Source organism: Lysobacter capsici (assembly GCF_014779555.2).
Classification (GTDB): Bacteria; Pseudomonadota; Gammaproteobacteria; order Xanthomonadales; family Xanthomonadaceae; genus Lysobacter; species Lysobacter capsici.
In genome coordinates this window covers 5173653-5199141 of sequence record NZ_CP094357.1, presented here as the reverse complement: position 1 = coordinate 5199141, position 25489 = coordinate 5173653, and the positions used below count along the sequence as shown (strand labels likewise).

Genomic DNA, 25489 nt, shown 5'->3' with positions numbered 1-25489 from the left:
CACCAACGCCGCACCCCCAAGCAACCCACCGCAAGGACCCCACCATGGGCTGCGACATCCACGTCCACCTCGAACGCCGCGACGACCAAGGCCGCTACGTGGAAATCCCCCAGCACCCCTACGACTACCCGTTGGGTACGCGCATCTACACCCGCTTCGCCTTCCTCGCCGGCGTCCGCAACTGGGCCAACATCGTTCCGCTCAGCTCACCGCGCGGTCTGCCGTACGACGTCAGCGCCACCGTGCGCCAGCAGTCCGACGACCGGGGCATCGACGGCCACTCCCATTCCTGGCTGACCCTCAACGAACTGCTGACCTTCGACTACGACCAGCCGCTGTACTTCGGCGAACACGGCCGCGACCGCCGCTGCACCGAGTCCACTTACCGCGAACTGCTCGACGACCACTTCCTGCAGGAACTGCGCGACATCCAAACCCTGGGCGCCACGCGCCTGGTCTTCTGGTTCGACAACTAAGCCAGCGCGCAGTCTCGTAGCGCCCCCGTAGGAGCGGCGCAAGCCGCGACCGCGAACCCGCAACAACGCCGCAACCCGCGTCAGAGCGCAACACCACCCAAACCTGAAGTTCCGAATAGGGATATCCGATGAGCACCCCGCAGCCCGCGCCCAACGGCGCCCCACCGCCGCAGCCCGGCCGCTCACTGGCGACCCAATTCGCCGTCGCATTGCTAGCCTTCCTCTCCTTCGGCCCGCTCACCACCGGCCTTGGGCTGCTGCTCGGCTTCTTACCCAAACAGTTCCCCGCGATTCAAAACCTGTACGCCGCAGGCCCCATCGCGCAGACGGTGTGGATGGGCGCAGGCGTGCTCGGAATCCTGACGATCGTCGCCTTGCTGCGAGCGCCACGCCTCGCGATGGTGGTTTGCCTGGCATTCGCAACCGCGTATGTACTCGGCGCTTGGTGGGTATGGGGCCGACTCACGTTCGGCGCTTGGGCCGCGATGGCGGCCGTGCCTCTGTCGATAGCGGCCGCAGCCGCCGAATCGCGCAGAACAAGGCCAGTGTCAGCCAACCCGTAAGGCCGAGCGCCTTCGCGACACCGCACATAACCGCGCAACTCGCACTGCCCCCTGTAGGCGCGGCGCGAGCCGCGACCACGAACCCACACCACCCGCGCCCCTCACCCGGCCGAACGCTCCCGCCCGCGCGACCGCTTTCCGCCATCGCCCGCCGCATCGTCCGAACCCGTCGCCCGCGCATCACCCGCCAGCTGCTGCGCCAACTCCGGCCGCTGCAAGCAGAACCGCGCGTTCGCCGCTAATTCGCCCCAACGCTGGGCGGATGCCAGTTCGTCGTCCGCTCGTTCGATCAAACGGCGTTGGTGTTCTAAAGATAAGGGGAGATCCAACGACTCCAGTGCGATGTCGAGCAATTCGCGGGCCTCGCCAACTGCGCAGTGATGTAGATCAGCGGCTTTTCTTTGGAGATAGTCGAGTGCTACTGGATTGAGCTTTGATAGATGGGCTACTGACCCGTGTTGCTCGGGCGTGGCTTGCAATAGCTGCAGCAAGAAATCGACGGGAGTGGCTGCTGGATCGGAGTGGGGCATTGCCGCGTTCCTTCTTTGAGTGAATTGGCAGGGAACACAACAGTAATAGCTGAACTTGGATATCTGAAAAATCGATATCCTAGTCTGATTGGTAGCAAAGTTATTATGCACACGGTGTCCCGTCGGCACGTTATGATTATTATGAAAATAATAGGAGGCAGTAATGGGGGTGCATCCATCTCTTTCGGCTGATTTCGAGATGCCTGAAATGCTTAACCCTCGCGCGGTCATGGGGCGTAACGACCCTTGTTGGTGCGGGTCTGATAAAAAATGGAAGAGATGCCACAAGGATCGGTCAGAGCAAGAGCCGTTGCCTATTGGGAAGTTAATGGATCAGATGCGGAGATCGAGAAGTAGGAAATATTGCTACCACCCTCGTGCTGATTCTATATGTGGGAAGAGAGCGATCTCCTCTCATACTATCCAGCGAAACGGAGCCCTCAGTGAGATATCCGAATCTGGTCATGTATTATCAGTGCGGGATGGAGCAGAGCAGATATTTGAAAATGAGGGGCTCATTATTCCTCGCAGGGTTGGGTGCAGAAGTGCTTCAACTTTTGCGGGATTTTGTGGAAATCACGACAGTGAAATGTTTCGCCCAATTGAAACTGGGGAGCGAGATATTTCTTTGCAAAGTGTATTTCTTCTTTCTTTTCGTGCGCTGGCGTTTGAGCACTTCAACAAGGTGGCTTCTATAGCAATAACGGATGTTCAGCGTGCGTGCGATAAAGGCAGGCCTTTTGAGCATCAGGTAGGCATTCAGCAAATGCTGCACTTACGGAGAGTAGGGGCTGAAAGAGCAATCCTTGAGCTTGAGAGTTGGAAGGCCCGATACGATCAAGCATTCCTGAGCCAGGATTATTCTGGCTTCTTTGCTTACGCTTGCATTTTTTCTGATTTATTACCCGTCGCCTGCTGTGGCGCAGTCCAACCTGACTACAGTATTAGCGGTGAACTGCTTCAGTTGATTTCCCGTGGCGATTCTGATTTTGAGAATGTCTCCATAACTTTAACGCCCATCAACGGCCTGTCAGTGCTGACTATTGGTTGGTTTGGTGATCCAGATGGGCCGGGACAAAAATTTGCTGAATCCTTTTGTCGATTAGAGGATGGATTAAAATCTAATGTCGCCGCTCTTATGGCTTTTCAGTATTCTGAAAACACCTTTATGCGCCCGTCCTGGTGGCAGGGGTTGCGCGCTGCCGACAAGGATTCCTTGATTCGTAGAATCATGAATTTCAATATTAGCACTGGTAGTCCTTGGGCGGATTTTGCGCCGCAATTATTCAGTTCTTCAGTAATGCGAGAGACGGCGTGGGGGTGGGAAGTTTAAAAGAAGGGGGTAAAGTAATTTCCTCTACGAGTCAAGAAAGGCTACTCTGACCTCTGCTCTCAGATGTGTTCACAAGAAAATTGCACCGCGCCACGGAGGGGAAGCGATGACTGCTGCCAAACCAGCGATGAAGATGCCGGAGCTACCGGTTTTTGCCCGATTAATCTCCATCGGTTTCATAGTTGCAGAGATTTGGCAGATCGCCTTCGATCTCGGCCTGAACTCCATTTCTCTATGGACTGACCTAGCTCTTTATGCGCAGATCGCCGGGGCATTAGTTGTGTTAATGCTATGCCTGACCTACGCAATGAAGCGTAGTGCACACCTTGTCGCTGCACGAATGGTTCGCAGCCTCCGTGTCGACTTACTGATTGCTGTCGGTATCGGCATCTGGACCAACCAATTGGCCTCGCCATGGCTCGCGATTTTTCACGCCGCAGTGAAGAAAGCAGATCCTTACTGGACGCCGGCAATCCTTCTTCTACTCTGCGCCATACTTTTATCACCACTCATTCAGCAGTGGCTATCAAGATCCCAAAAAGATATTCCGCAACTGTATTTTATTGCAGATGAGGAGATCGGAGGCGAGAAGGATGATCTGCTTGCGAGCAGCACGCAAGCTAAGTCGTTCGCGGAAACTATTCTCGCAAGTTGTGCCCACCAGGGGCTTGTCTTTGGGGTTGATGGGCCATGGGGTGTTGGCAAGACGAGTTTTATCAATCTTGCAGCCCATTACTTGGAAAATGCTGGGGATAGGGTAATTGTTTGTCGATTTGAGCCTCTAAGGTACGCATCAGAGTCTGACCTTGCGGACCGTTTGATTCGCGACTTGTCGACGACTATTCAACGAAAGGTCTTCGCTCCGGAATTTCGGCCGGTAGCATCGCGATATTCCCGTCTTATAAAGGGAAAGGCAGACGTTTCGTTTCTTGGCTTCAAAATCTCTCTAGAGCCTTCGCAGGAAACTATTGATGAATTACTTGAAGATGTCGACGACGTTCTTAGACGGATCAATCGTCGTGTAATTATCGTAATAGACGATCTGGATCGATTGGATGCGAAGGCCGTCAACAACGTTTTGTTCGCGACGCGACGGACATTCAAGCTATCTCAGGCGACTTACGTCCTCTGCTATGACACCGAAGTGCTCGTTGGAGGTCAGGAGGACGTGGGCAGGGCGCGCGAATTTCTTGAAAAATTTGTGACTGTAAAACAGAGCTTGTTTATCGACAGCTCCAGCATTCGAGATTTTTTAAGAAGGGATTGGCAGCAATCAGAAAATCAATTGGGCTCAGTTCCTTCCGACACTATGTTGAAACTTGGTTCTGTGCTTAATGAATTGGCTGACATTCTCGACGGAGAATTGGCAGCAAAATATCTACCCTTCGTCGGCGATCTGCGCAAGGTAAAGCGTTTCGTTAATGCTATGTTGCTAATGCAACTTGAGAAGACAGATTTAGGTCGGACGGATTTCAATAAGTGTGATCTTATTAATCTAATTCTCTTGCATTTACACTATCCCGGATTATTTAGACGACTGTACGCGGAAGAGACAGAGGGGCGTCTCGGGATTTTTTCCGTGCGTCGAGAGTCTAGAGAGCAACAGTTTAAGAACTCGGCTGAGTTCTCCATATTGCTTAAAGATCAACAAGAGCGTGCAAGTTTTCTTTTGATGCAGCTTTTCGATGTGGCGACTTTAGGGTTCGATGGGATTGACGTGGATGAGGAGGCCTTGGCGTCCCGTGCTTGCTTTAATCAGAGATCGTCCAGAAATTTAGAGCGATATCTAAAGCTCATTGTGCGATTTGCTACGCCAGAGCCCCAGAAGACATTTGTTCTATACCAAGATGCCGTTGCGCGAGTTCGAAAGGGAGAGTCAATAGCTTCAGTTTTAGCGTCACCTGTTTTTGCGTTGGAAAAAGGTGAATACGCGCATGATCAATTTTGGAGTGTGTTAGTAAATCAATCGCATAGCTTCACTTATGCTGTAGCCGAAGATGCCATTGACACGCTTGTTAGTTATATTCCTCGCTACTCGATGATTGCGAAGGATGGTTGGGGATTACGGCACAGGTCAATCTATTCCTTGCTACGACTCCTAGACCGTGCCGGCTGGGGAAGATCATCCGGTCGTCGCCCCACAAATACCCCAGGCAATGTTCTGGAAATTGCTTGGCGGATATTTGGTGAAGGTCCCTATAAAGGTAAAGGCCTACTTCAGCAGCTTGCTGGCGCGAGCTACGGTATTCTCGGCTGGAACGATCTCATGTTATTTAGGCTTCAATGCTCTGCAGATCGTCAGGGACAACTTTACAACCTGCAATCAGCCCTCATCCTCCATCAGGACGAAAATGCCGCGACAACTGGAGTGACTCGGAATCTCGCGATAATGGGAATGAGAAGATTGTCTCAGGAGGTTTTTGCGCTCTTCAGGCAGAGTTACATTGATCCGCAGCGAAATTTTCTATCAGAAGTAGATCATGCGCCTGTTGAAGCGTTTATCGGCGAAGATCTCTCTAGGTTTAATAGGCAATCTCCAAAGAGTGATCAGGCTCAGCAGGATTTTGCATTGCTTTCACAGCAAATCTCCTCCGCGCGCAGCCTTGTTAAGTCATTCGTAATCTATCAATTGAGCAATTCCCTGCCGCCCGGCGGGTCGGGTGTAGGCTGCGGGTATTACGACGAGTACGAGGCTTCAGATGACGGCGGCATAGCAAGGCTTATGAATAGGTATGTATTCGATGTTTGCTTCAATCCAGAGATTCAAGAGGACAATGTTTTTCATTTTCTCGATCACTGCCTGTCGCATCTAAGTAACTCCTTCTACTCTGACGATGAAAGAGATGGCTACTTTGCTACAAAGGCCTCACTCCCAGGAGGGCTCAATCCAATAGATATGGGCCGATACTGGAAGCGGCACGAGAGGATTGTTCGTCGACTAGCTATGAATTTCAAAGAGCGCTCTGTAGTCACGTCCAACTACATTGCTTCGTATCGCGATGATCTGGAAGGGGTTTTTGATGTGCTTGATGAACTAGCTGGTGAGGCAGCGGCCGTCAAGAAGGAGTCCGGTAAGTGAAACCAAAGCAGGGGTCAAAGCAGGGGGCAGAGTGCCCTTCCTCTCTACGAGTTGAGAAAGGCCACTCTGACCTTTGTTCTAGCTCTTACGCATCTTGGTCTCCTTGGGGCTAGTTCGTCTGAAGATCTCTGGTTATGGCTGGAGTGACTTACGGGAGAGGCGCCAAAAAAATCGGCGCCCACCAGGGGCGCCGAATGTGGCGGAGTCGGTGGGCAAGCAAAGCCTTACCCACCCCGAAGTTTTCACCGCCGCTCAGGGCAAGCTATTCAACGTAGCCCGCACCGGCCGAGAGAAAATAAACCCATCACGCCGATCCCAATTAACCGACCAGGTCATCACACCGCGGAAGGTGGGATAGGCCTGCTGCGGCCGGATGGTCCCGCAGTTCTGCAGCCGCGTCAGGCAGTTCAATGCACTGGTGATGGTGGCCTGCGACGCCAGTCCGCTGTTGGCCGAGGACGGGCCCGAGGGCAGGCCGAACGCCACCTGGTCCGGACGCAGGCCGTTGAAGGCGACGCCGGTGCCGTTGTTGGTCCTGAACCCTTCGATCAGCATCAGGCTGGCGCCGACCAGCATGTCGACCGAACCTTCGGCCAAGCCGGTCTGGCTGTACGGCGAATACAGCGCGCCGTTGTTGTAGTACTGCACGTGGATCAGGTCCAGCTCCTGGCGCAGGCCGTCGATGATCGGCAGGTAGGCGCCCCAGATCCCGCTGTACGCGGCGTAGCCGCCCTGCACATACGGGTGCTCGGGCGCCATCGACAGGTAGAACGACGGGCCGATGCGCGTATTGAGCTGCTTGATGGCCGTGACCAGATTGGTCTGCACGGCCGCGCCGTGGTAGACGCCCGCGCCGCTTTCCAGATCGATGTCCACGCCGTCGAACCCGTAGTAGCGGATCAGGTCCTCCATGCTGTTGACGAAGTTGGTCACCTGCGTCGCGTTGTTCAACGTCACCGTGCCGTTCTGGCCGCCCAGCGACAGCACGACCTTCTTGCCACGCGCGCGCGCCGCGGCCACGTCGGCCCGGAACTGCGCTTCGCTGCCCGCGCCCGGATCGACCGTGAAGCTGACGGCGCCGTTGCCGGCATCGTCGCCGAAGGCGACCACGATGACGTCGTAGTCGTTGGAGACCTGGCTGATCGGGATGGTCGGGCCGGACGGATTGGTGAAGTTATGCCAGTACCCGACCAGCGCATGCTTCGGCAGGGTGTTGTCGCCGCCACCGCCGCCGCTGGTGGTCGCGCTGATCTGCGTGCCTTGCGCGGATGCGTTGCCGGCGTTGTCGCGGGCGCGCACGCGGTAGGTGTAGGCCGTGGACGCGGCCAGACCGGTGTCGCTGAAGGACGTGCCGGCGGGCGAGCCGACCAGCGTGCCGTTGCGATAGACGTCGTAGCCGGCGACGCCGCTGCCGCCGGCGTTGTCGGTGGAGGCGTTCCAGCTCAGGTTGACGCTGGACGAGGTCACCGATGCCGCGACCAGTCCGGCTGGCACGCTGGGCGCGGTGGTGTCGGGCGTCCCGCCAGTGACGGTGATGTTGACCGCCGCGGACGTGGTGGTGGCGCCCGCGTTGTCGGTGGCGACCGCAGTGATCGCGTAGCTGCCGGCGGCCGCATTGCTCCAGGTCGCGCTGTACGGGGACGTGGTGTCGATGCCCAGCGAGGTGCCGCCACGGAAGAACTGCACCTGGGTGACGGTGCCGTTGGCATCGGCGGCATTCGCCGTGGCGGTGATGGTGGCGCCCGCGGTGAAGCTCGCGCCGTTCGCCGGTGCGGTCAACGCGACCGTCGGCGGCGTGTTGCCACCCGCGCTGCAGGCGCCCAGATCCTGGTAATACCCGCAGCTGGGGCAGTGCGTGGGCGGCGTATTCCAGATCGACATGGTCGCCTGATACAGCCGCCCCTGATAGACGAGCTTGCTGCCCGCGTTATAGATGGTGGACGCGTTCCATTCGGCGATCCCCGCGCAGCTGACGTTCTGTGCGTGCGCGGGCGACAGCCAGGCTGCCAGCAAAACGCCGGACAGCAAGATTCCTGTCAATCGGATGCTCATTCGATGTGTTCTCCGGATATCGGGTGGATAGGGAAGGAGGCCGGCGCGGACGCGCCAACCTTTTCCAGCGCGCGCGGCAGACCTGCTGCGGCGCGGCTGTTCCCCCCAGAGAACCAATGACGACAGTGGTGCGGTCAGTATCTGATCCGCTCAGTGCGCTGCATGCGTGTGCAGCGCTATCGGGCGTTGCCGACTGTGGTGCGCGACGGTCCGCGTGTCAAGTTGTCCGCTTCCGATTAATGCGGTGGTCGTCACGGTGCGGAATATGCTGTCATGCGGCGGTGCGTGCATGGGGCTGCGATCGTGTTGCGCATTGGATAAACGCGGGTGACAAATCAGGGGACTCACTAACCTTTCTGTCTTGCATCCGATAAGCCACTGCACCCCTGTTTCGTTCCGAATCTTCGCCTGTTCGCCGAGCCTTCGCCCGATGCTTGCCGAACGTGCGATTCACTCAAAGTCGGACGGCCCGAAAACCGCGACCGCGGACTGCTTCGTCTCGACCAAGAGGCGCAGACGCGCCGCCAGTGGTTCGTAATCGCCGAAGTCGCCAGTAAGCAGGATCGACGCGGACGCATGGTCCGAGCGTTCGCGGGCGAGGTTCGCCTTGAGCAGCCGTTCGTAGTCGTCGTGCTCGCGGAGCAGAGAGGCCAGTCGCCGTGCGTTGTCCTGTTGCGCGCCATCGCGCTGATCGCCAGGCACCCACGTGACCGATGCTTCGCGAAAGGGCGCGTTCCAGTGTTGGTACAAGGCCAGGCGCAACGCGGTCTCGCCTTCGTCATCCAGGCCGGGAGCATGCAACTGCGCCCGCAACGTCTCTACATCGTCGGCGCCCTGGAGAGCCGGGGCCGCGAACCAGGCTGCGGGGCTGCCAGGCGCGATCTCGCGGGCATGGATCGAGCACACCGCGCCCATGGCCCCAAGCGCGCCGGTGAGTCGCTCCCTGTCGTCCAGGCGCAGACCCGTCGCGATCCGGCTGGGCCCGTCCTGTAGCCAGGATAGGGCCTGTGGCAGGTCGGCGCCGGTGAGTCGACGCAATACCTGCATCACCTTCACCCGATCAGGGCCCGATGCCAGCAGATCCACGTCGTACGCCATCTCCGCCATCTTGAGCTGGCCGAGGTCCGCGAACTGCGCGCGCAAGGCCGCCGCACCGCAAACGCCGCAGCGGTACAGCGCGTTCGGGGGCGGTATCGGATCGCGCCATCCGTCGGACCAGAACCGGACGAGCCAGTAACTCAGGCCGGCGAGCTGGCTGTGGCGGTTGGGCAAGCCGCAGTGTGGGCAAGCCACGATGAGTTCGATGACGCTGGTCATTGGAAGCGATGAATACAAGGACTGCCGAACGGTAGGGCGGTGATAATGTCCGTTCCCGATCCAGGATAGGCCACTGTGCCCCTTGCTTCACAGAGCCCTGTTTCGACTTCGCAAGGCTTGCGAAGCGAAACGAGCCCACCCCCGTAGTCCACGTAACAGGGAGAGCAATGAAAAAGATGGTGTGGCCGGTCTTGCTGGCCTTCTCCGCGATGCAAGCCCATGCCGCACAGGAAGTCGTCACCGAGCCTCTACGCCTGGTGACCTTCGCCTACCAATCCGAGGTATGGGAAGGCCGCAGCAATCTGCGTAAGGAACCTAACTACGCGATCCGCTTCAATGATTCTGGACTGGTGTTCTCGATCATGGAGGACAAGGCGAAGCCGGGCGAGGACAGCGCGGATAAGATCCTCGCCGTGATCGTGAAGGGGTTGCGCAATGACTTCGAAATGAAGCCATCGGATGCGATGGACAAGGTGTTGGTACCGGAGGGCTGGTCGTGTCGTAGCTTCAAGGTGAAGCGGATCGGCACCGGAACCGTCGGCCTGTCGCGCTCATGCGTGAAGCTGTTCGGCAAACAGTTTGCGTGGATGACGATCATCAATCCCGCGGAAGTTATCGACGGGCCAACTCAGGAAGCGCTGAATCAAGTGCTGGCGAGCTTGAAAGATGCGGAGAAAGTCGAGCTGCGGCCTTAACACCAAAACGGTAAACGACGGGCGGCGCAGGGGCTCTAAATAGGTACTCCCTGATCCCCGTTCCGCCGATTCGGCTTTGGTCGTGGCGTCAAGTCGTGGTTTATGCTGGCGGTCATCGCCCGCAAGGACCGTCTTATGGGACTGCAGACGCACTTACATGCGGTGTTCGCGATGGCGATCGCTCTCGTCGCCTGGGCATCGGCGACGTTTCCAGTCCGGGCCGAGCCGCCATCGGCGTCCGCGCTGTGGAGCGTCGACAGGCGTGCCGCTGCGGCATCGATGCGCACCGCCACGGAACCGGGGGTGTTCGTGTTTCTGCTCCGTGGCGACGGCTCGTTCCAGAAGATCGACGTAAGCGCTGTCGAGAGCAAAAATCTGGGCAAGCTCGGGTTGGCACAGCGGTACGAGCGGATCGAAACGCGAGCGGTGGGTTGGTTGCCGAGTCAAGGCGAGTTGTTGCGTTTGGAGGTCCAGACGCAGGCGTGGCGTCAGGGCCGGCGTTACGTGGCCGAAGAGCTGCTGATGTTGCGAACGGACGGTCGGGTGCTGTGGCGTTGAGGCGGGACGGCAACAAACAGATAGCAGCCTGAACAGAGGATGGGGTGGATTTTCCCTGGGTCCATTCCGACCTGTGTTCCGTAGCAATGATTTTAAGCAGGTGCCGCAGTACGTGGCGCAGTCCGCCGCTGTGAGCGGCGATATACACTCCCAAAGAACGGCGAACGCTGGACAAGGAAGGCAAGAGTGAAAAACACAGTTCAAACCTTGATGGACACGGCGGCCGCGGATACCGAGTTGTTGCAGGTTCTGGACCAGCAGGGCGACCACTTCGCTCTCTCCAGAGACGTCGAATTCGTGCTCAGGGCGCCGTCCGAAGAGCGCGCTTCGCTGGTCGCCGGTTTTTTCAACGATCTGCACTACGGCGATGCGACGGTCGGCGAACATGAAGGCCTGTACAGCGTCTTCGTCACCGTGCATACCACGATCGAGCAACCGGTGATCCTTTCGATATCCGGGTTCATAACATGCATCAGTCAGCTGTACGACATGGAGTACGACGGCTGGAGCTGTGCGCCGCAAATCAGCAAGGCGATCGCAAACTGATGTTTTCGGCGAAGCAAAGAAAGCAGTGGCTAGAGTGATCTTTCCTTTAGGGCCGAGAAAGGCCGCTCGGCGGCCCTGCTTTCCGGTTTCCAAGATTCATTGAATGAGATTTTGGAAATGACTAATGTTCACTCATCTGGGTTTGAAGTGGTGCCGTTTAGTGACTTGGACTACGACGCTATGGCGGTGGAGATTCGGTATCAAGGCGTCCCTGTCGTCCAGTTGATAAAAGACAATGGTCTGGATGCATGCGAGCTCATAATCCCGTCCAGATTTTCGCCGCCCGACCCTACGTTCTTGCTTCCTTTTGATGCCTTCATGGAGGCGTTGAGCTCAGCAAAAGCATTGATTGCTGAGCTTGGTTGACTCGGGCAAAAAAGGGGGCAGAGTAGACTTTCCCCTAGGCCACTGTGAACCTTGTTTCGTTTTGCCTTTTGCGCCCAACGCGGCAGGGCTTCTCTACTCTTTGCCCAGTGATCCCGGAACTTGCGATTCACGCGGGGTCGGACGGCCCCAAGACCGCGACCGGGGATCGCTTCGTCTCGACCAAGGCGCGCAGGTTTGCCGCTAGCAGTAAAAAAACAGGGTCGGAGTCGACTTCAAATAAGTCCGCTCTGATCCCAGTTTCACCACAAGAGAACGGCACATGATCAAGACAGGACGCTGGGCGTTGATCCTGATGTTCTGGTTTATAGGCATAGTGTTCGCGCTGGCTGGCAAGGTGTCGTTGCCGGGTGCCGTGACCTTGCTGTCCGGCCTTACATTGCCCGTGATCGCGTCCAACTGGGCGTTCGCCCGCTCCCGCGCACGTCAGGGTAAGCCAGACGATTACACCGGCAGTCTGGCCGATTGGACTCACCTCAGCGGCCGGGATGTCGCCGTGTTGGCGCTGGCGATGCTGGTGGGGCTTGGTTTGTTCGTCAGTGCTTTCGTCGTATTCGGCGCAGGCGGCTGACCGTCACGCGCATGACCGATATGCGCAGCCGTTGGTTGTCGATCGCGTGAATACCTGTTGATGCGAAGCGATGTGAGCTTCAGCCATCAGTGAAGATGGAAGGCAGAGTTCTGAGCGTCAGGTCGTCCTGCCACAGATGCGAAAAGTGGCCTGAAGCGCGGTTTCGTGGGCGGTCATAAGCCGCGGCACGCCTTCAACGGTATTCTCCAGCGGGTGCGCGAAAAGTCGTGCCGCCAACATGGGCCATCATCGGTACGTGTATCAGAAAAAAGCGGGCCATAGCGGGCTTTCAGAACGCTCACTCTGGCAGCCACCCGCCGGCCCTAGACTACTGGCCCGCCACGCAGACCGAGGAGCCGACCGTGCACTATTCCCGCCTTTGCGCACTGCTGATCGATTGCAATACTTCGAATGTCGACCAAGCCGCCCAATTCTGGGCCGATGCCTTGGGCCGACCGATCGATCCCGGTCATCCGGGAACCCGCGGCAATTACCGCATGCTGGAAACGCCGCCGGACGAGCCGATCGTGCAGATCCAGAAGGTCGAGCACGAGAGCCGGGTGCATATCGACATCGAGACCGACGATATCCCCGCGGAGGTGGCGCGGCTGGAGGCCTTGGGCGCGCACGTGGTCGATCGGCTGGAGCGATGGGTGGTGATGCAGGCGCCGACCGGACAGCGGTTTTGCGTGGTGCGGGTTCAGCGCCCCGGTTTTCCCAAGAACGCGACTGCCTGGGATTGATTGGGCGAAAGCGGATCGGCACAGTGATTTCCGGGACGCTTCGCTCAAGCCAACAGCCTTGGCGGAATTCGGTTTCCAGGTAGGTCCACGCCGGCTGCGACGCCGATCAATCGATACACAGCGCTCCACGAGCTGAAAGGTGACTTATGGAACTCGGTGCATTTTCCATCAGCCTGAGCGTGAAGGATATCGAGGCGTCCCGGGCGTTCTACGAGAAGCTCGGCTTCTCGCCGATGGCCGGCGATCAGGCGCAGGGCTGGTTGATCCTGCGCAACGGTTCGACCGTGATCGGTCTGTTTCGCGGGATGTTCGACAAGAACATCCTGACCTTCAATCCGGGTTGGGATCAAAGCGCCAGCGCGTTGGCGTCGTTCACCGATGTGCGCGACGTGCAGAAGTCGCTCGAGGCGCAGGGCATCGAGATCACGACCCGGGCCGATCCGGACAGCAAGGGGCCGGCGCATATCATCCTGTCCGATCCCGACGGCAACGTGATCATGTTCGATCAGCACGTTTGACCGGTCGGGTCGGCCGATACCAACGCGTCCGCGCGCAATGAAACGGAGTAGGTGATGAACACGATCGATGCCGGCGACTCAGTCGCGATCGCTATCGTCGATGCGATTCAACACGGCGATCTTGCGACCTTGCATCGGCTTCTGGCGGAGCATCCCGAGCTTGCCACATGCAGGATCGCCGCCGGCGATCCGGGCGGATCGCAGCGCACGTTGCTTCATATCGTCACGGACTGGCCGGGGCACTTTCCCAATGGCGCCGAGACCGTGAAGGCCCTGGTGGCGGCCGGGGCCGAGGTGAATGCCCGATTCGTCGGCGCGCATCGGGAAACCCCGCTGCATTGGGCGGCGAGCTGCGACGACGTGGCGGTGCTCGACGCCTTGCTCGATGCCGGCGCGGACATCGATGCGGCGGGCGCGGTGATCGGCGGCGGTACGCCGCTCGCCGACGCGACCGCGTTCAAGCAATGGCGCGTCGCGCATCGGCTGGTCGAACGCGGCGCGCAAGTGACGCTGTCGGACGCCGCGACGCTTGGGCTGGCCGATCGCCTTGAGGCGATGTTCGCCGCCGAAGCCGCGCCCGACCGCGAGGCGATCGACGGGGCTTTCTGGTGCGCGTGCCATGGCGGACAGCGCGATGCGGCGGAGTATCTGCTCGAGCGAGGCGCCGACTTGAACTGGCTGGCGCCGTGGGAACCCATGACCCCGCTCGATGCGGCCGCGCGTGGCGAGTACGACGAGCTGGTCGCGTGGCTCCAGGCGCGTGGAGCGAGGTCGGCGGCTTAGGTTCACCATTAGCGGCAACACGGCCGGCGCAATGCGGCCGATCACGGCGGCCGGCAAAGCGGTCTCGCCGGTTCGCAGGGTTGGGCTAGTTCCGCTGGCTGTCTCCATGGGCATCGGTCAAGTAAAGCCGATCGAACGCCTCGACATATTCGGCGCTCAGCGATGCGTCCATATGGCCATGGCCGGGAACGACTAGCAGGACTTTTCTGGTATCCGCAACGGCCGCGGCCTCGAACAAGGCTTTCGCCATCTCGGGCCGCGTGGTCGTGTCGTTCGCGCCCGACACGATGAGGACGGGTTCGTCCAGCGTCGCCATCACGCTCAGGTTGCCGCGCCCGGCCAGGCTCGAATCGACCACGCTCTTGCGGATCCAGATGGACGCATCGGCGAAACCGTTCGCCCATTGTTCCGCGGAAGTCGCCGACGATTCCAGCACCAGGCCGTCGAGCGAGCGTTGCTTGGCGACCTCACCGGCGACAAAACTGCCCAGCGAGTGGCCATGCACGATCAGCGGCCTGGGCGCGACCGTCGGCAGCGTCTTGACGTAGTCGTATAGCAACGGACCATCGGCCATCATCGCGTCCAGCGACGCGGCGCCGGTGCTGCCGCCGTAACCGCGATGGTCGAAAGCCACGATGTCGACGGGCCGGTCTTTATAGATGCGCAGCACGTACCGGTAATGCCGGCCCAGGACGAAGCCGTTGCCGCCGAAGTACAGCACGGTCGCGACCGAGCCGGGCCGTTGAAAGAGTGCGCCACGCAGCGCCACGCCGGGTTCGAGCGGAAGCGAGAGCGCTTTGATGGTCCATGCACCGTCGGCGCTGGCGCCCGATTCGATCGCCGTTCCCGGTTTCGCCTGGACGATGTTTTGCTCGGACACGTGCAGCACGCAGCCACTGAGGAGAAACAGGCCTGTCAGCCATAAGGTTCGCATGCGGGATCCTTTCCAACGGCGATGAAAAGTGGAGCGGGCTTGTCGCGATCGATCTTCGGTCATGTCGGTGAGGCCAATCAATCGAGATTGATCATGATGGCGCGGCTCGCGGTCGGTCGTTGCCGTCTGGACCGATAACTCGGCGGCCGGCGTAGCCTTTGTGATGATGCGGACAGGTCGGGATCGCGGTGTAGGCTATGGCCCCGATTCCGCAATCACTCCCACGAATTCGTGGCCCTGGAGAGCCTGCATGCACGACCCGCTCTATCAAGCCTTGGCCGATTGGATCGATGCCGTGCTGGTCGCGGCGCTGCCGGACGGCATCGCCGCGTTTCATTTCAATCTCTACGAGGGGATCGAATTCGAACTGCAATTGATCGGCGCGCCGACTTACCTGGCGGACGACGACGATTGGGCCTGCGACGATATCTTCATGTCGGACGATCCGCGGTTCGAGCTGCCGCGCAGCGTCGTGGGTGAGGCGTGGGAGATGGGCTTGGCGGCGGCGAACGATCTGCTCGCGCGCTATATGAGCTCCGACCGTGCCGGCGCGGTCCGGCTCAGGCAATCGCAAGCGGTGTCGGTGGGATTCGTCGATGGCGATTTGCAATTGGTGTGGGCCGCGGACTGAGGGGCGAAACAGAGCGGGGCGATCCTGGCTTCGAGTCCGGTAGCGGCTGGGTTCGGTAGAAAATCGCACTGTGCACCGTGTCCGTCGACCCGTTTGTCCAGCGGCTAGACCACATTGCCCTGCCGCGCCGCCGCGTAATGCGCGCGCATGAACTCGGTGAAGGCGCGCACCTTGGGCGTCAGCTGACGCGCGTGCGGGTAGATCGCGAAGTAGTGGCGCTGGCCGGCGTGGTGTTGCGGCAGCAGGCGTAGCAAGCGGCCGGCGGCGAGTTCCTGGCGGACGGTCAGATAGGTCAATGCGGCGATGCCTTGTCCGGCCATCGCCGCCGCGTGCAGCGACAGGATCGAATCCAGCCGCAGCCGGTCGCCGGCCTTTACCGACGCCACTTCGCCGCGGTGCGAGGTCAGTTGCAGGGTCGGGCCGTCGCCGGCATAGGCCAGCAGTTGGTGGTTGTGAAAGTCGGCGGTGGTGCGCGGCAGGCCGTGATGCGCGATGTACTGCGGCGCGGCCACCAGCACGCGGTCGGACACCGCGAGTTCGCGCGCGACCAGGCTGCTGTCGGCCAGCGGCCCGGAGATGCGGATCGCCATGTCGAAGCCGCCCTTGACCAGATCGACGATCCGATCGTCGCAGGAGATATCCAGGTGGATCTGCGGATGGCGCTGCGCGAAGCCCGGCAGCCACTGTCCCAGTTCGAGCGCGCCGACCGCGTGCGGCAGGCTCAGGCGCAACACGCCCGACGGCAGCGACGGGTCGTCCTTCAAGCGCTGTTGCGCGGCGTCCATGCGTTCGAGGATGTCGATGCAGTCGCGGTAGTAGTGCGCGCCGGCCTCGGTGGTGGTGAGGCCGCGGCTGTTGCGGTTGAGCAGGCGCACGCCGAGGTGTTTTTCCAGCTGACCGAGCAGGCGCGAGACCGAGGTGTGGGTGGTGCCCAGACGCTCGGCGGCCTGGGTGAAACTGCCGGATTCGACGATGCTGCGGTAGGCGCGCATGGCTGACAATTGGTCCATCACTCGGCTCCAGGCGGACGGCATCGGCGGGGCGCCGATGCCGTGTTCCGGGCCAAGGGTATCAGTGCACCGGCAGCGCGATGATCCGGTCGGTGCTCATGACGTCGCCGAAGGTGTCCTCGATTTCGGCCAATGCCGACGCGTGCAATTGGCGATGGTCGACCCGTGAGCCGTCGCGCAGCGTCAGGTCGCGGGTGGCGCTGGCGTCGGAGGCGACGATGACCCGGTAGCCCCTGGCGGCCGCGTCGCGCGCCGCGCCGGCCACGCAGGCGTGGGTCTGCAGGCCGGCGATGATCAGGGTATCGGCCTCGGCATTCTTCAACGTCCGCTCGATCGCATCGGCCGAAGCGCCCGCGAACACGCTGACCGAATCCTTCTGGATCACCGGTTCGCCGCGGCGCGGCTGCATCGCGGCGTGGAATTTCACCGTGTTTCCGCCGTCGGCGAACAGCGGCGCGCCTGCGGGCAGTACGTGCTGGACGTGAATGACGCGGATGCGGTGGCGGTCGGCGAATTCCAGCAGGCGGCGGGTTTGCCGCAATGCGGCGTCGCCGTCGGGGATGGGCATGCGTCCGCCGGCGAAGTATTCGTTCTGGAAGTCGATCACGAGCAGCGCGGTCTTGCTCGCCTGCAGGGACGAGACCGGTGTGGCGCCGGCGATGGCGCGGATGGTGGGGTGCTGTTCGGCGGTGGTGGTCGTTGCATCGACGGCGCCGATACCGACGATCGAGAGCGTGGCGAGTCCGAGAAGGGCAGAAATTCGCATGCGATGGGCCTGTGGGGTTCGGGTGGCGGCCATGATGCGCAGCTTCGCTCGGATCGCTTAGCCGGTTGCGCGCACAGCAGCTGTGCGGGTTGCGCACAGGTCGAGGTAGAGGTCCGTATGCGCTGGTTGAGGCTTTCGACCTGGAACGGCCGGCGTAATGCAGCCCTCGCGCCATTCCGGCCGCGTCGCGATACAGTGGCTCCATGCCGAACCGTCCGCGTCCGCTGCTACGTTCCCTTCTGCCGCTCGCGTTGCTGTGGTCGGCCGCCAGCGTTTCGTACGCGCACCAGGACCGGATACTCAGGCTCGCGCCGGACGGTCGTCTGGCGGACGTGCCGGCGGTGTTTGGCCCGACAGCGGTGGATTTTCGCGTGCGCGCTGACGCTCCGCCGCGATTGAAGCTGACCATCGGCGCGCATTCGTACGCAGTGCCCGAGTGCGTGACCGGGTTGATCCGCACGCGCGACCGCCGCGATATCGCGATCAGCGGGTCGTGGTATCACATGGAGTCCGATGGGCTGCCGTACTACATCCAGATGACGTTCTACGACCCGGGTGCCCAGCATGATCAGGCCGAGGGACAGTATGTGCAGCTGCTGTTCAATCTGCATAACGCGCAGTTGCGCGACGTATGGGTCTACCGCGCGCGGTTTCTCGGTTTCGGTCGCCAGCTCGACCGCAATAAGCCGCGCGACTATTGCAGCGCGGCGGAATTGAAAGCGGCTTCGTCGCGGCCATGAAGACTCGATCCATCACCGAAAACAGGCGGCTGGCATGACGTCGGATCCGCAAGACTCGCCTTTGCCTTGCCCCTGCTGCGACCGCAAAACCCTCGGCGAACGCGGCGGATACGAAATCTGCGCGGTCTGCGGTTGGGAGGACGACGGCCAGGACGACTACAACGCGGACGAAGTGCTTGGCGGCCCCAATGGCGCGCTGAGTCTGACCCAGGCGCGGGTCAACTATCGGCAGTTCGGGGCTTCGGCGCGCGAGCGTCTGACGTGGGTCCGTCCGCCTCGGCCGGACGAGTTATGACGGTCGTGCCCGCGGCATTTCAGAAGATCACGATGAACCTGGCCGAAGTGTTTTCGTACAAGCTGAGCAGCTTCCTCAATGCAGGGCCGGAGCCGAATCGCTTCGGCCCGCTCGTGTATGCGCAAGCCGAGCCGTCGCAGTTCCTGCTGGCGGCCGGAAACGTCAACGATGCGGCGGTGCCGCTGGTGCGTTGGCATGATCTGTTCGCGATGGATGGGTTGGCGCGGGCGATGCGCAAGCACGGCTATAGCGAGGCGGATCTGGATGCCGTCGTGGTGATCCTCTCGCGCTTCGCGCTGTTGTTCGAGGTCGACCGACGTCAGCGGACCAACAAGGATTACTTCGTATTTTTTTACGTGCTGCAGCTTCTGGCGCTCAAGCGGCGTCCGGTCCAGCGCGGCGATGACATACGGAACAAGATGCTGTATTTCCTGTTGTTCGAGCTGAGCATCGATCACGACGCCCGCGCCCGGCTGAGGCTGTCGGGAAACAGGATGATGTTCGCCGTCGACGAGCTGGTCGAGGTCGATTTTTTGCAGGTGATCGACGAGGTGTACGGCTCGCCGGATATCGAGCGCGGCGAGGAGCATGCGCTGATCTCGTGCATGCATGGGTTTCATCGCGCGGTGGTGACGTTTCTGGCCGCTCCCGGCGACGCAGAACTTCGCTTGAACTTCGACGACCGTAACGCTGACCTGATCGAGTCGGATCGGTTTCTGGATGCGCTGACGCGCGATCCGGGTCGGGTGTTCGAGGCTTTGGCCGGCGCCGTGGATCGGCATCAATCGAGCGATCGCCTGTTCGTGTCGAACATGATCCTGATGAACTACTCCTTCCATGTGCTGAAGGATCGTCCTGGCGATGTGTTGAATCTCAGGCGCCACCTCGGCAACGATGCCTTGTTCGGCGAGGTGCTGCGGGCGCTGATTCATCGGCGGATGTTCGTCGACAAGGCGCGGTTCGCGGCCATGGACACCGGGCAGGACCTGTCCGATGTGGTGGTGGACAGCGGGCTGTTCTACAACATTACCCATAGCGAGTTGATCGTCTAGCCTCGCGGAGCGGACAAGAGGTGCGGGAAAGGTGGCGATGTTCGACTTGAAGTCAGAAACCGGGCGATTCCGCCACTGGGCCGATGGTCTGGCGATGCACGACGGCCAATGGGAATGCGTGTACGAGGCATGGCCGGCCTGGTATGAGGCGGTTCTGGGTTGGGTCGGCGAACGAGCGGGGCGGGCGGCACCTGAAGCGGATATCGGGCAGGTGCTGTACGCGATCGCTCGCGACCGCGATACTCAGTATTTGGTTCGTGAAATCCGTAAACGACATCCCGACGCACTGGTGTGGCTTACCCGCGCTGCGCTGGTTCAAGGCGAGGCCGAGGCGCGGTGGCAGTTGGCGGTCGAGTTGGGACGATTGCCGCGCGGCGATGAAGCCGAGGGCTTGTTGCTGGCCTTGGCCGACGATGACGACGAGTACGTACGTCGCCGCGCGATTCGGTCGCTGGCCTCGCTCGGCGTGCAGGCGGCGGAAGCGTTGGTCTGTGGCGAATGGCAGCGTGCCGACGAGAATCAGGAGTGGGCGCGGATGTCGGCGTTGGAGTGCCTGCGCGAGTTGAAGTCGCCGCGCCTTGCGGCATTGTTGGCCGATGCCTTACAGGGCTCGCTACCGCATCTTCGTCAATACGCCCAGCGGCTGCGCGAGCAGGATGGCGGGACGGCCGAAGTGGGGTAGTGCTCTATCATTCGCGCGTTTCGATTGGTTGCCGCACCGGATCGGAGGTGATTGCGCCCGTGCGGGAGATGTTGCTAAAGAATGCGTGTTCGTTGTGAGTCAGCTGCTCGCCGTATTGCGGTTCACACAATCCCGCGTTGACGTTCGCGCCGCCCGTCAAGGATGAAACCCGATGCCGAGCCGCTCATTGCTGCGTTCCACTGGGGTATTTCGCTACAGCCCCGAGCTTGGCCCCGGAGCGGGGCATACGCGTCGCGACGGCGGCAGTACCTGGTGGTGGCTGATCATCGATTGCGATCCCGAGCTGGGGCGTTATCTGCGCCACCAATTCCTGCTCGGCCATCGCCGCACGCGCGCGCTGCAAAGTCCGCTGTGGGGTCCGCATATCTCGGTGATCCGCGGCGAAGTACCGCCAAACGTCGCGGCGTGGCGGCGGTTGGACGGCGCGACGGTCGAGTTCGACTACGACCCGATGGTGCGTGAGACCGAAGGCTTCGTCTGGTGCCCGGTGTCGTGCGCGCAGGCGTTGAGCATCCGCGAGGAACTGGGGCTGCCGCGCGAGCCTTCGCCGGCGTTGCATCTGACCATCGGCAATGCCAATCAGGCGGCTGGCGGCGCGGCGATATGATCGCGTTTTTGCGCTAGATTGCCTGTCTTGATCTTATTGGAAAGGAAACCGACAACATGAGCGACGACGCGAAAGTGAAAGGGCCTGCCTCGTACTTTCCTTCGATCGAAAAGAAGTACGGCCAGCCCATCGCGCATTGGCTGGGCGTGCTCGCGGCATTGAACGGCAAGAAGCACATGGAGATGGTCGCTCATCTCAAGACCGCGCATCAGATGGGCCATGGCCATGCCAATGCGCTGGTGGCCTACCATCTGGCGCAGGCGGGGAAAGCCTGAGCGTCATGCGCTGGTCGCCAACGTTGGCCAGCAATCTCTAGGAGGCGCGGCATGGATCGACGACGGTTCGTAGGCGGTTTGGCCTTGCTGGCCTCGTCGTTGTTTTCGCAGGTGGCTGTGGGTGAAGCCGCGCCAGCGTGTCCGTTATGCGGCGGCAAAGTTGTCGATGCGAGGACCTTGGCCGACGACACGACCCGGCGTAGCAGAAACTTGACCGCTTGGAGTCGGGCCGCCGATTGTCTGGCGATCCCGGATGCGTCCGGTCCGATCTGTACCCAATGCTGGTACATGAAACTGGGCAGCGCCTGGGTGAAGTCGTCTGAGCGTTCCGACGATTTCTATCGTCCCTTGAGTCGTGCGATTGTCGGATTCCCCATGCCGCATCGCAACCGCATCCAGGGCCGAGTGATCTACGAGCAACGGCTCGAACCGCCGCTGGGGAAGGGCGAGTTGAACGAATCTCTGAGTTTTTGGTGTCGCAAGCCCCGAACCTATGTCGCGCGGATTCAGGCGTATGCGAGTGCGAATGCGCTGCGACTGGATACGGAAGAGGTCGCGAGCGAGCGCGCGGCGATCTATGTGCGGGTCGGATTTTCGGCCATGCAGGCCTGGCAGCCTCAGGCCGGCCCTCATCGCGTCGGCGTGCGTTCGGGCGCTGCTAGTCACTTACATTCGACGTAACCATGGACCGAGACGATCAATCCAATCCCCACGTGCTCGCGCGAGTAGTGAATCAGGGCGATGTGTTCTGGGTCGAGCCGGACCCGTCGCGCGGATCGGTTCCCGGGGTCGCGCATCCGCATGTCGTGGTGCAGGACGACGTGTTCAATCATTCGCGCATCGGCACGGTGGTGGTCTGCGCGCTCAGTTCGAACCCGGCCCGCGCCGGCGAGCCGGGCAATGTCGCGCTGGAGGCGGGCGAGGGCGGCTTGGCCAAGCGCAGCGTGGTGGTGGTTTCGCAGGTGTCGTCGCTGTACAAGGCGCGCCTGGGCGAGCACATCGGCGTGTTGTCGCCGCAGCGGGTGGCGCAGATCCTGGCGGGAATGCGGTTTCTGCAGGCCTCGTTCTTCGACCGGCGCTGAGGCCTGGCGGGTCGTCGCGGTCCAGGGGCTGTCGGCCGTTTCGCGCCGCCGGACGCGCGCCGTGACGGTCGGCCCGGCCCGCTATTCATGTTTGCCGGTCGCGTCCAGCCGTCGCCAGGGCACCTCGCGGCCGCTTTCAATTCGACAACCTGACGTGAACAAAATCGGTTAAGTCCCGCAAACCCAAGGTTTTTTTACCACGGGCCCGCGTGCTACCCTCGCGCCAATGACCCGACGCCACACCGCCCGTTGCGCCCTGTTCGGCGCACTCACGATCGCGTTGGCCGCCTGCGCTACGCAGACGCCTTCCGTGTCCCCCATTGCCTCCGCCCAGGCCGCCGCCGCGACGCCCGCGTTGCCGCCGCCGGTCAAGCCCGCCACCGCGGTGGTCGGCACGCCCGCGCTGCCGCCGCCGGTGGTGCAGATGCCGATCGAGCAGGCGCGCGCGCAGTTCGTGCGCGATACCGCCAGCCAATACGGCGTCGACCCGGCGTATATCGAATCGGTGCTGGCCAAGGCGCAGATCAAGGACGGCATCATCGCGGCGATGTCGCGGCCGGCCGAGGCCAAGCCGTGGCGCGATTACCGCCCGATCTTCATCACCCAGGCCCGCATCGACGGCGGCAAGGCGTTCCTGGCCGAGCATCGCGCGCAGCTCGATCGCGTGCAGGCGCAGACCGGGGTGCCGGCCGAGATCATCGTCGCGATCGTCGGCGTGGAAACCAGCTTCGGCAAGAACACCGGCAAGTACAACGTGGTCGACGCGCTGTACACGCTGGCCTTCGCCTATCCGCGCACCGGCGATCCGACCAAGCTCGATCGCGAAAACCGCCGCGAGGCGTTCTTCCGCGGCGAGCTCGCCCAGCTGTTCGCGCTGGGCAAGGAAGAAAAGATCGACATCACCACCCTGACCGGCAGCTACGCCGGCGCGATGGGCTGGGGCCAGTTCATGCCGTCGAGCTACCGCGAGTTCGCGGTGGACGGCGACGGCGACGGCAAGCGCGATCTGTTCACCGATCTGGACGACGTGTTCTTCTCGGTCGCCAACTACTTCGTCAAGAAGGGCGGCTGGGTGCGTGGCGGCCCGGTGGTCGCGCGGGTCAATCGCGACGCGACCGCGGCCGATTTCGTGCCGGACAACATGGACCCGGTGTATTCGCTCAGCGATCTGGCCGCGCGCGGCTATCGCCCGCTGACTCCGGTGGCGCCGACCGAGACCGCGACGCTGCTCAATCTCGATGGTGTGAACGGTCCCGAATACTGGCTCGGTTTCCGCAACTTCTATGCGATCACCCGCTACAACATCTCCAAGCATTACGGCATGGCGGTGTACCAGCTGGCCGAGGCGATCGCCGGACGGGAGAATCCCTTGGCCGCACCCGTGAACGTGTCCAGCCCGGCGGTCGCGCCGGCCCCGACGGTCGAACCCCAGGCACCGCGGGCATGAGCGGCGCCGGCCCGAAACGGCTGCCGATCGCGAACGCGATCGGGCGGCTGATCGTCGCCGCGCTGCCGCTGGTCCTCGCGGCCTGCGCCAGTTCTCCCAAGAAATCCGGTTCCCAGGCGCTCGCGCTGCCCGACCGCGGCCATGTGCACAGCGCCGGCCTGCCGTCGTCGTCGTCGCATGGCGGGCGCAAGAAATCGCCGTATGCGCCGGCGCAGGAAGACCTGAGCAAGCGCGGCAACTACAAGGCCGGTGGCCTGTACGCGCCGGGCGTCAACGACACCACGCCCGATTACATCCCCGACGTCGACGCGATCCCCGAACCCGAAGTCGTCGCCGAGGCGCGCTCGCAGTTCGGCAACCGTTCGCCGTACGTGGTGCTGGGCAAGACCTACAAGGTGCTCGACTCGCACGACGATTACGTCGAGACCGGCACGGCCTCGTACTACGGCCAGAAATTCCACGGCCGCCGCACCTCCAATCTTGAGGTGTACGACATGTACGCCTTCACCGCCGCGCACAAATCGCTGCCGCTGCCGAGCTTCGCCCGGGTCACCAATCTCGACAACGGCAAGTCGGTGACGGTGCGGGTCAACGACCGCGGCCCGTTCCACGACGGCCGGGTGATCGATCTGAGCTACGCCGCCGCGGTCAAGCTCGGCATCACCCAGCGCGGCACCGGTCGGGTCGAGGTGCGCGCGCTGCATCCGGGCGAGGCGGCGCCGCCGCTGTACGCCAGCGCGGCCAATAACCCGCCGCAGCCGGTCGCGGCAGCCGCCAAGCCAGCGTCGCCGTCGGCGATCGACCGGCTGGTTTCGGCGATGCCGATCGCCAGCGCGAAGGCCGGCGAACTGCCGCCGGGCGTGCGCGTGGCGACCGGCAAGCCCGCGCCGGTGGCTGCACCGGTCAAGACCACGGTCGCCACGGGCAAGCCGACGCCGGTGGCCGCGGCGCCGGCCGCCGAGGTCAAGACCACGGTCGCGACCGGCAAGCCGGCCACGACTGCGACCACGAGCGCGGCCAAGCCGACCGCCACCGTCGCATCGGCCTCGGGCGATTACCGCTTCGACATGATGCAGAACGGCAAGTCGATGAGCGCCGACGAGTTCGACGCCTGGATGAAGACCCGCCAGGTCCGCGTCGCGACCGGCAAGGGCGTGGCCCTGGCGCCGCCGAAGCCGCTGAGCCGGGCCGAACAGCGCGCCATGGCCAAGCAGCAGAAAGAACAGGCGAAGGCCCTGGCCGCGGCCGAAAAGGCGGCGAAGAAGGCCGGCAAGACCGTGCCCGCGACCGCCGTGGCCGCCACGACCGCCCTGCCGGCGCCGCCGGCCGCGCCGCCGCCGCCGAGCCCGGCCAAGGCCGCCGCGGTAGTCGCCGCCGCGACGCCCAGCGCCGGGGATGTGACCTTGCAGGTCGCCAGCTTCTCCGCGCGCAGCAACGCCGACCGCGCCCTGACCATGCTGCGCGGCGCCGGGATCGGCACCGCCAAGCTGCTCGACGGCAACGCCGCCAACGGCCAGAAAGTCTGGCGTTTGCGGGTCGGCCCGTTGCAGGCCGATGCCGCGCCGGAACTCGCCGCCCGCATCGTCGGTCTGGGATTCGGCCAGCCGCAACGCGTGCGCGACTGAACTGCAGCGGCCGTCCGGTGCGCCGGGCGGCTGCAAGCATCGTGCATCTCAGGCACGATGCACGACTTCGCGGACTGGGGAAGGAACGCCCGGTCCGGCCCCTACCCGCGGTGGACGCCAGGACGCCGACGCCGGAACCCCACACACCCTCGGCCGGCACGCCACCGGCCCCCG

General features: G+C 61.9%; 28 protein-coding genes and 2 pseudogenes. 24 read left to right on the top strand and 6 right to left on the bottom strand.

Features of this window, described 5'->3' with window-relative positions; translation table 11 throughout:
• The first annotated feature begins 44 nt into the window (after positions 1–44).
• Both IEQ11_RS21485 and IEQ11_RS21480 read left to right on the top strand, forming a co-directional pair.
• Positions 45–476, top strand: coding sequence for a hypothetical protein (locus IEQ11_RS21485; RefSeq protein WP_191822238.1), 432 nt, complete (start codon positions 45–47; stop codon positions 474–476).
• Between the two features lie 128 nt (positions 477–604).
• A complete protein-coding gene (locus tag IEQ11_RS21480) occupies positions 605–1039 on the top strand; it encodes a hypothetical protein (RefSeq protein ID WP_191822239.1) in 435 nt (144 codons plus the stop codon).
• Between the two features lie 101 nt (positions 1040–1140).
• Here IEQ11_RS21480 and IEQ11_RS21475 read toward each other — a convergent pair whose 3' ends face one another.
• Positions 1141–1569, bottom strand: coding sequence for a hypothetical protein (locus IEQ11_RS21475; protein ID WP_191822240.1), 429 nt, complete (start codon positions 1567–1569; stop codon positions 1141–1143).
• Positions 1570–1732: 163 nt separating this feature from the next.
• Between IEQ11_RS21475 and IEQ11_RS26055 the strand changes: the two are divergent.
• The 3 genes and pseudogenes from IEQ11_RS26055 to IEQ11_RS21465 all read left to right on the top strand — a co-directional run.
• Positions 1733–1855, top strand: a pseudogene (locus IEQ11_RS26055) (SEC-C metal-binding domain-containing protein); the annotation flags it as partial.
• 303 nt (positions 1856–2158) lie between these two features.
• On the top strand, positions 2159–2902 hold the full coding sequence (locus tag IEQ11_RS21470) for a hypothetical protein (protein WP_228464720.1): 744 nt from the start codon (positions 2159–2161) through the stop codon (positions 2900–2902).
• Between the two features lie 106 nt (positions 2903–3008).
• Entirely contained in the window at positions 3009–5981 is a 2973-nt protein-coding gene (locus IEQ11_RS21465) for a KAP family NTPase (protein ID WP_191822242.1), read from the top strand.
• Positions 5982–6233: 252 nt separating this feature from the next.
• Here IEQ11_RS21465 and IEQ11_RS21460 read toward each other — a convergent pair whose 3' ends face one another.
• Positions 6234–8021 (bottom strand): Ig-like domain-containing protein, encoded by a 1788-nt coding sequence (locus IEQ11_RS21460; RefSeq protein ID WP_191822243.1) that lies wholly within the window; start codon positions 8019–8021, stop codon positions 6234–6236.
• A gap of 462 nt (positions 8022–8483) precedes the next feature.
• Positions 8484–9350, bottom strand: a complete 867-nt coding sequence (locus IEQ11_RS21455; protein ID WP_191822244.1) for a hypothetical protein — start codon at positions 9348–9350, stop codon at positions 8484–8486.
• A 167-nt stretch (positions 9351–9517) separates the two neighbouring features.
• Here IEQ11_RS21455 and IEQ11_RS21450 point away from each other — a divergent pair, with 167 nt between their 5' ends.
• From IEQ11_RS21450 to IEQ11_RS21415, 8 genes are all read left to right on the top strand, one after another.
• Positions 9518–10045, top strand: coding sequence for a hypothetical protein (locus tag IEQ11_RS21450; protein WP_096416240.1), 528 nt, complete (start codon positions 9518–9520; stop codon positions 10043–10045).
• Positions 10046–10180: 135 nt separating this feature from the next.
• Positions 10181–10603, top strand: coding sequence for a hypothetical protein (locus IEQ11_RS21445; protein ID WP_191822245.1), 423 nt, complete (start codon positions 10181–10183; stop codon positions 10601–10603).
• 186 nt (positions 10604–10789) lie between these two features.
• Positions 10790–11149, top strand: a complete 360-nt coding sequence (locus IEQ11_RS21440; protein WP_191822246.1) for a ribonuclease E inhibitor RraB — start codon at positions 10790–10792, stop codon at positions 11147–11149.
• A 117-nt stretch (positions 11150–11266) separates the two neighbouring features.
• The gene (locus tag IEQ11_RS21435) at positions 11267–11515 is read left to right on the top strand and encodes a hypothetical protein (RefSeq protein ID WP_096416235.1); all 249 of its coding nucleotides are present in this window, start codon (positions 11267–11269) and stop codon (positions 11513–11515) included.
• A 280-nt stretch (positions 11516–11795) separates the two neighbouring features.
• Positions 11796–12104 (top strand): hypothetical protein, encoded by a 309-nt coding sequence (locus IEQ11_RS21430; RefSeq protein WP_191822247.1) that lies wholly within the window; start codon positions 11796–11798, stop codon positions 12102–12104.
• Positions 12105–12466: 362 nt separating this feature from the next.
• The gene (locus tag IEQ11_RS21425) at positions 12467–12847 is read left to right on the top strand and encodes a VOC family protein (protein ID WP_191822248.1); all 381 of its coding nucleotides are present in this window, start codon (positions 12467–12469) and stop codon (positions 12845–12847) included.
• Between the two features lie 146 nt (positions 12848–12993).
• On the top strand, positions 12994–13365 hold the full coding sequence (locus IEQ11_RS21420; protein ID WP_191822249.1) for a VOC family protein: 372 nt from the start codon (positions 12994–12996) through the stop codon (positions 13363–13365).
• Between the two features lie 54 nt (positions 13366–13419).
• Positions 13420–14148: an ankyrin repeat domain-containing protein gene (locus IEQ11_RS21415; RefSeq protein ID WP_191822250.1), complete on the top strand. Its 729-nt coding sequence runs from the start codon at positions 13420–13422 to the stop codon at positions 14146–14148.
• 85 nt (positions 14149–14233) lie between these two features.
• On the opposite strand, the gene IEQ11_RS21410 is transcribed toward IEQ11_RS21415, so the two are convergent.
• Entirely contained in the window at positions 14234–15082 is an 849-nt protein-coding gene (locus tag IEQ11_RS21410) for an alpha/beta hydrolase (protein WP_191822251.1), read from the bottom strand.
• A gap of 295 nt (positions 15083–15377) precedes the next feature.
• On the opposite strand from IEQ11_RS21410, the gene IEQ11_RS21405 reads away from it, so the two are divergent.
• Entirely contained in the window at positions 15378–15713 is a 336-nt protein-coding gene (locus IEQ11_RS21405) for a hypothetical protein (protein WP_228464722.1), read from the top strand.
• A gap of 104 nt (positions 15714–15817) precedes the next feature.
• Here IEQ11_RS21405 and IEQ11_RS21400 read toward each other — a convergent pair whose 3' ends face one another.
• On the bottom strand, positions 15818–16723 hold the full coding sequence (locus IEQ11_RS21400) for a LysR family transcriptional regulator (protein WP_036101576.1): 906 nt from the start codon (positions 16721–16723) through the stop codon (positions 15818–15820).
• Positions 16724–16784: 61 nt separating this feature from the next.
• Positions 16785–17489 (bottom strand): cysteine hydrolase family protein, encoded by a 705-nt coding sequence (locus IEQ11_RS21395; RefSeq protein WP_191822253.1) that lies wholly within the window; start codon positions 17487–17489, stop codon positions 16785–16787.
• A 203-nt stretch (positions 17490–17692) separates the two neighbouring features.
• Between IEQ11_RS21395 and IEQ11_RS21390 the strand changes: the two genes are divergently transcribed.
• The 10 genes and pseudogenes from IEQ11_RS21390 (at position 17693) to IEQ11_RS21345 (ending at position 25315) form a co-directional block, all read left to right on the top strand.
• Positions 17693–18229: a hypothetical protein gene (locus IEQ11_RS21390; RefSeq protein WP_191822254.1), complete on the top strand. Its 537-nt coding sequence runs from the start codon at positions 17693–17695 to the stop codon at positions 18227–18229.
• A 34-nt stretch (positions 18230–18263) separates the two neighbouring features.
• Positions 18264–18524: a CPCC family cysteine-rich protein gene (locus tag IEQ11_RS21385; protein WP_191822255.1), complete on the top strand. Its 261-nt coding sequence runs from the start codon at positions 18264–18266 to the stop codon at positions 18522–18524.
• A 32-nt stretch (positions 18525–18556) separates the two neighbouring features.
• Complete coding sequence (locus IEQ11_RS21380; protein WP_191822256.1) at positions 18557–19576, top strand: hypothetical protein; 1020 nt, start codon at positions 18557–18559, stop codon at positions 19574–19576.
• Between the two features lie 37 nt (positions 19577–19613).
• Entirely contained in the window at positions 19614–20258 is a 645-nt protein-coding gene (locus tag IEQ11_RS21375; RefSeq protein WP_191822257.1) for a HEAT repeat domain-containing protein, read from the top strand.
• A gap of 172 nt (positions 20259–20430) precedes the next feature.
• Positions 20431–20886, top strand: coding sequence for a hypothetical protein (locus IEQ11_RS21370; RefSeq protein WP_228464725.1), 456 nt, complete (start codon positions 20431–20433; stop codon positions 20884–20886).
• A 56-nt stretch (positions 20887–20942) separates the two neighbouring features.
• Positions 20943–21161 (top strand): DUF4287 domain-containing protein, encoded by a 219-nt coding sequence (locus tag IEQ11_RS21365; RefSeq protein ID WP_096416202.1) that lies wholly within the window; start codon positions 20943–20945, stop codon positions 21159–21161.
• Positions 21162–21449: 288 nt separating this feature from the next.
• A complete protein-coding gene (locus IEQ11_RS21360; protein ID WP_191822258.1) occupies positions 21450–21842 on the top strand; it encodes a hypothetical protein in 393 nt (130 codons plus the stop codon).
• A 2-nt stretch (positions 21843–21844) separates the two neighbouring features.
• Positions 21845–22243 carry a type II toxin-antitoxin system PemK/MazF family toxin gene (locus tag IEQ11_RS21355; RefSeq protein WP_096416197.1) on the top strand — a complete coding sequence of 133 codons (399 nt, stop codon included), beginning with the start codon at positions 21845–21847 and terminating at the stop codon, positions 22241–22243.
• Positions 22244–22469: 226 nt separating this feature from the next.
• Positions 22470–23618 (top strand): annotated as a pseudogene (mltB, locus tag IEQ11_RS21350) (lytic murein transglycosylase B); the annotation flags it as partial.
• 68 nt (positions 23619–23686) lie between these two features.
• On the top strand, positions 23687–25315 hold the full coding sequence (locus tag IEQ11_RS21345; protein ID WP_191822259.1) for a septal ring lytic transglycosylase RlpA family protein: 1629 nt from the start codon (positions 23687–23689) through the stop codon (positions 25313–25315).
• The last annotated feature ends 174 nt before the right edge of the window (positions 25316–25489 follow it).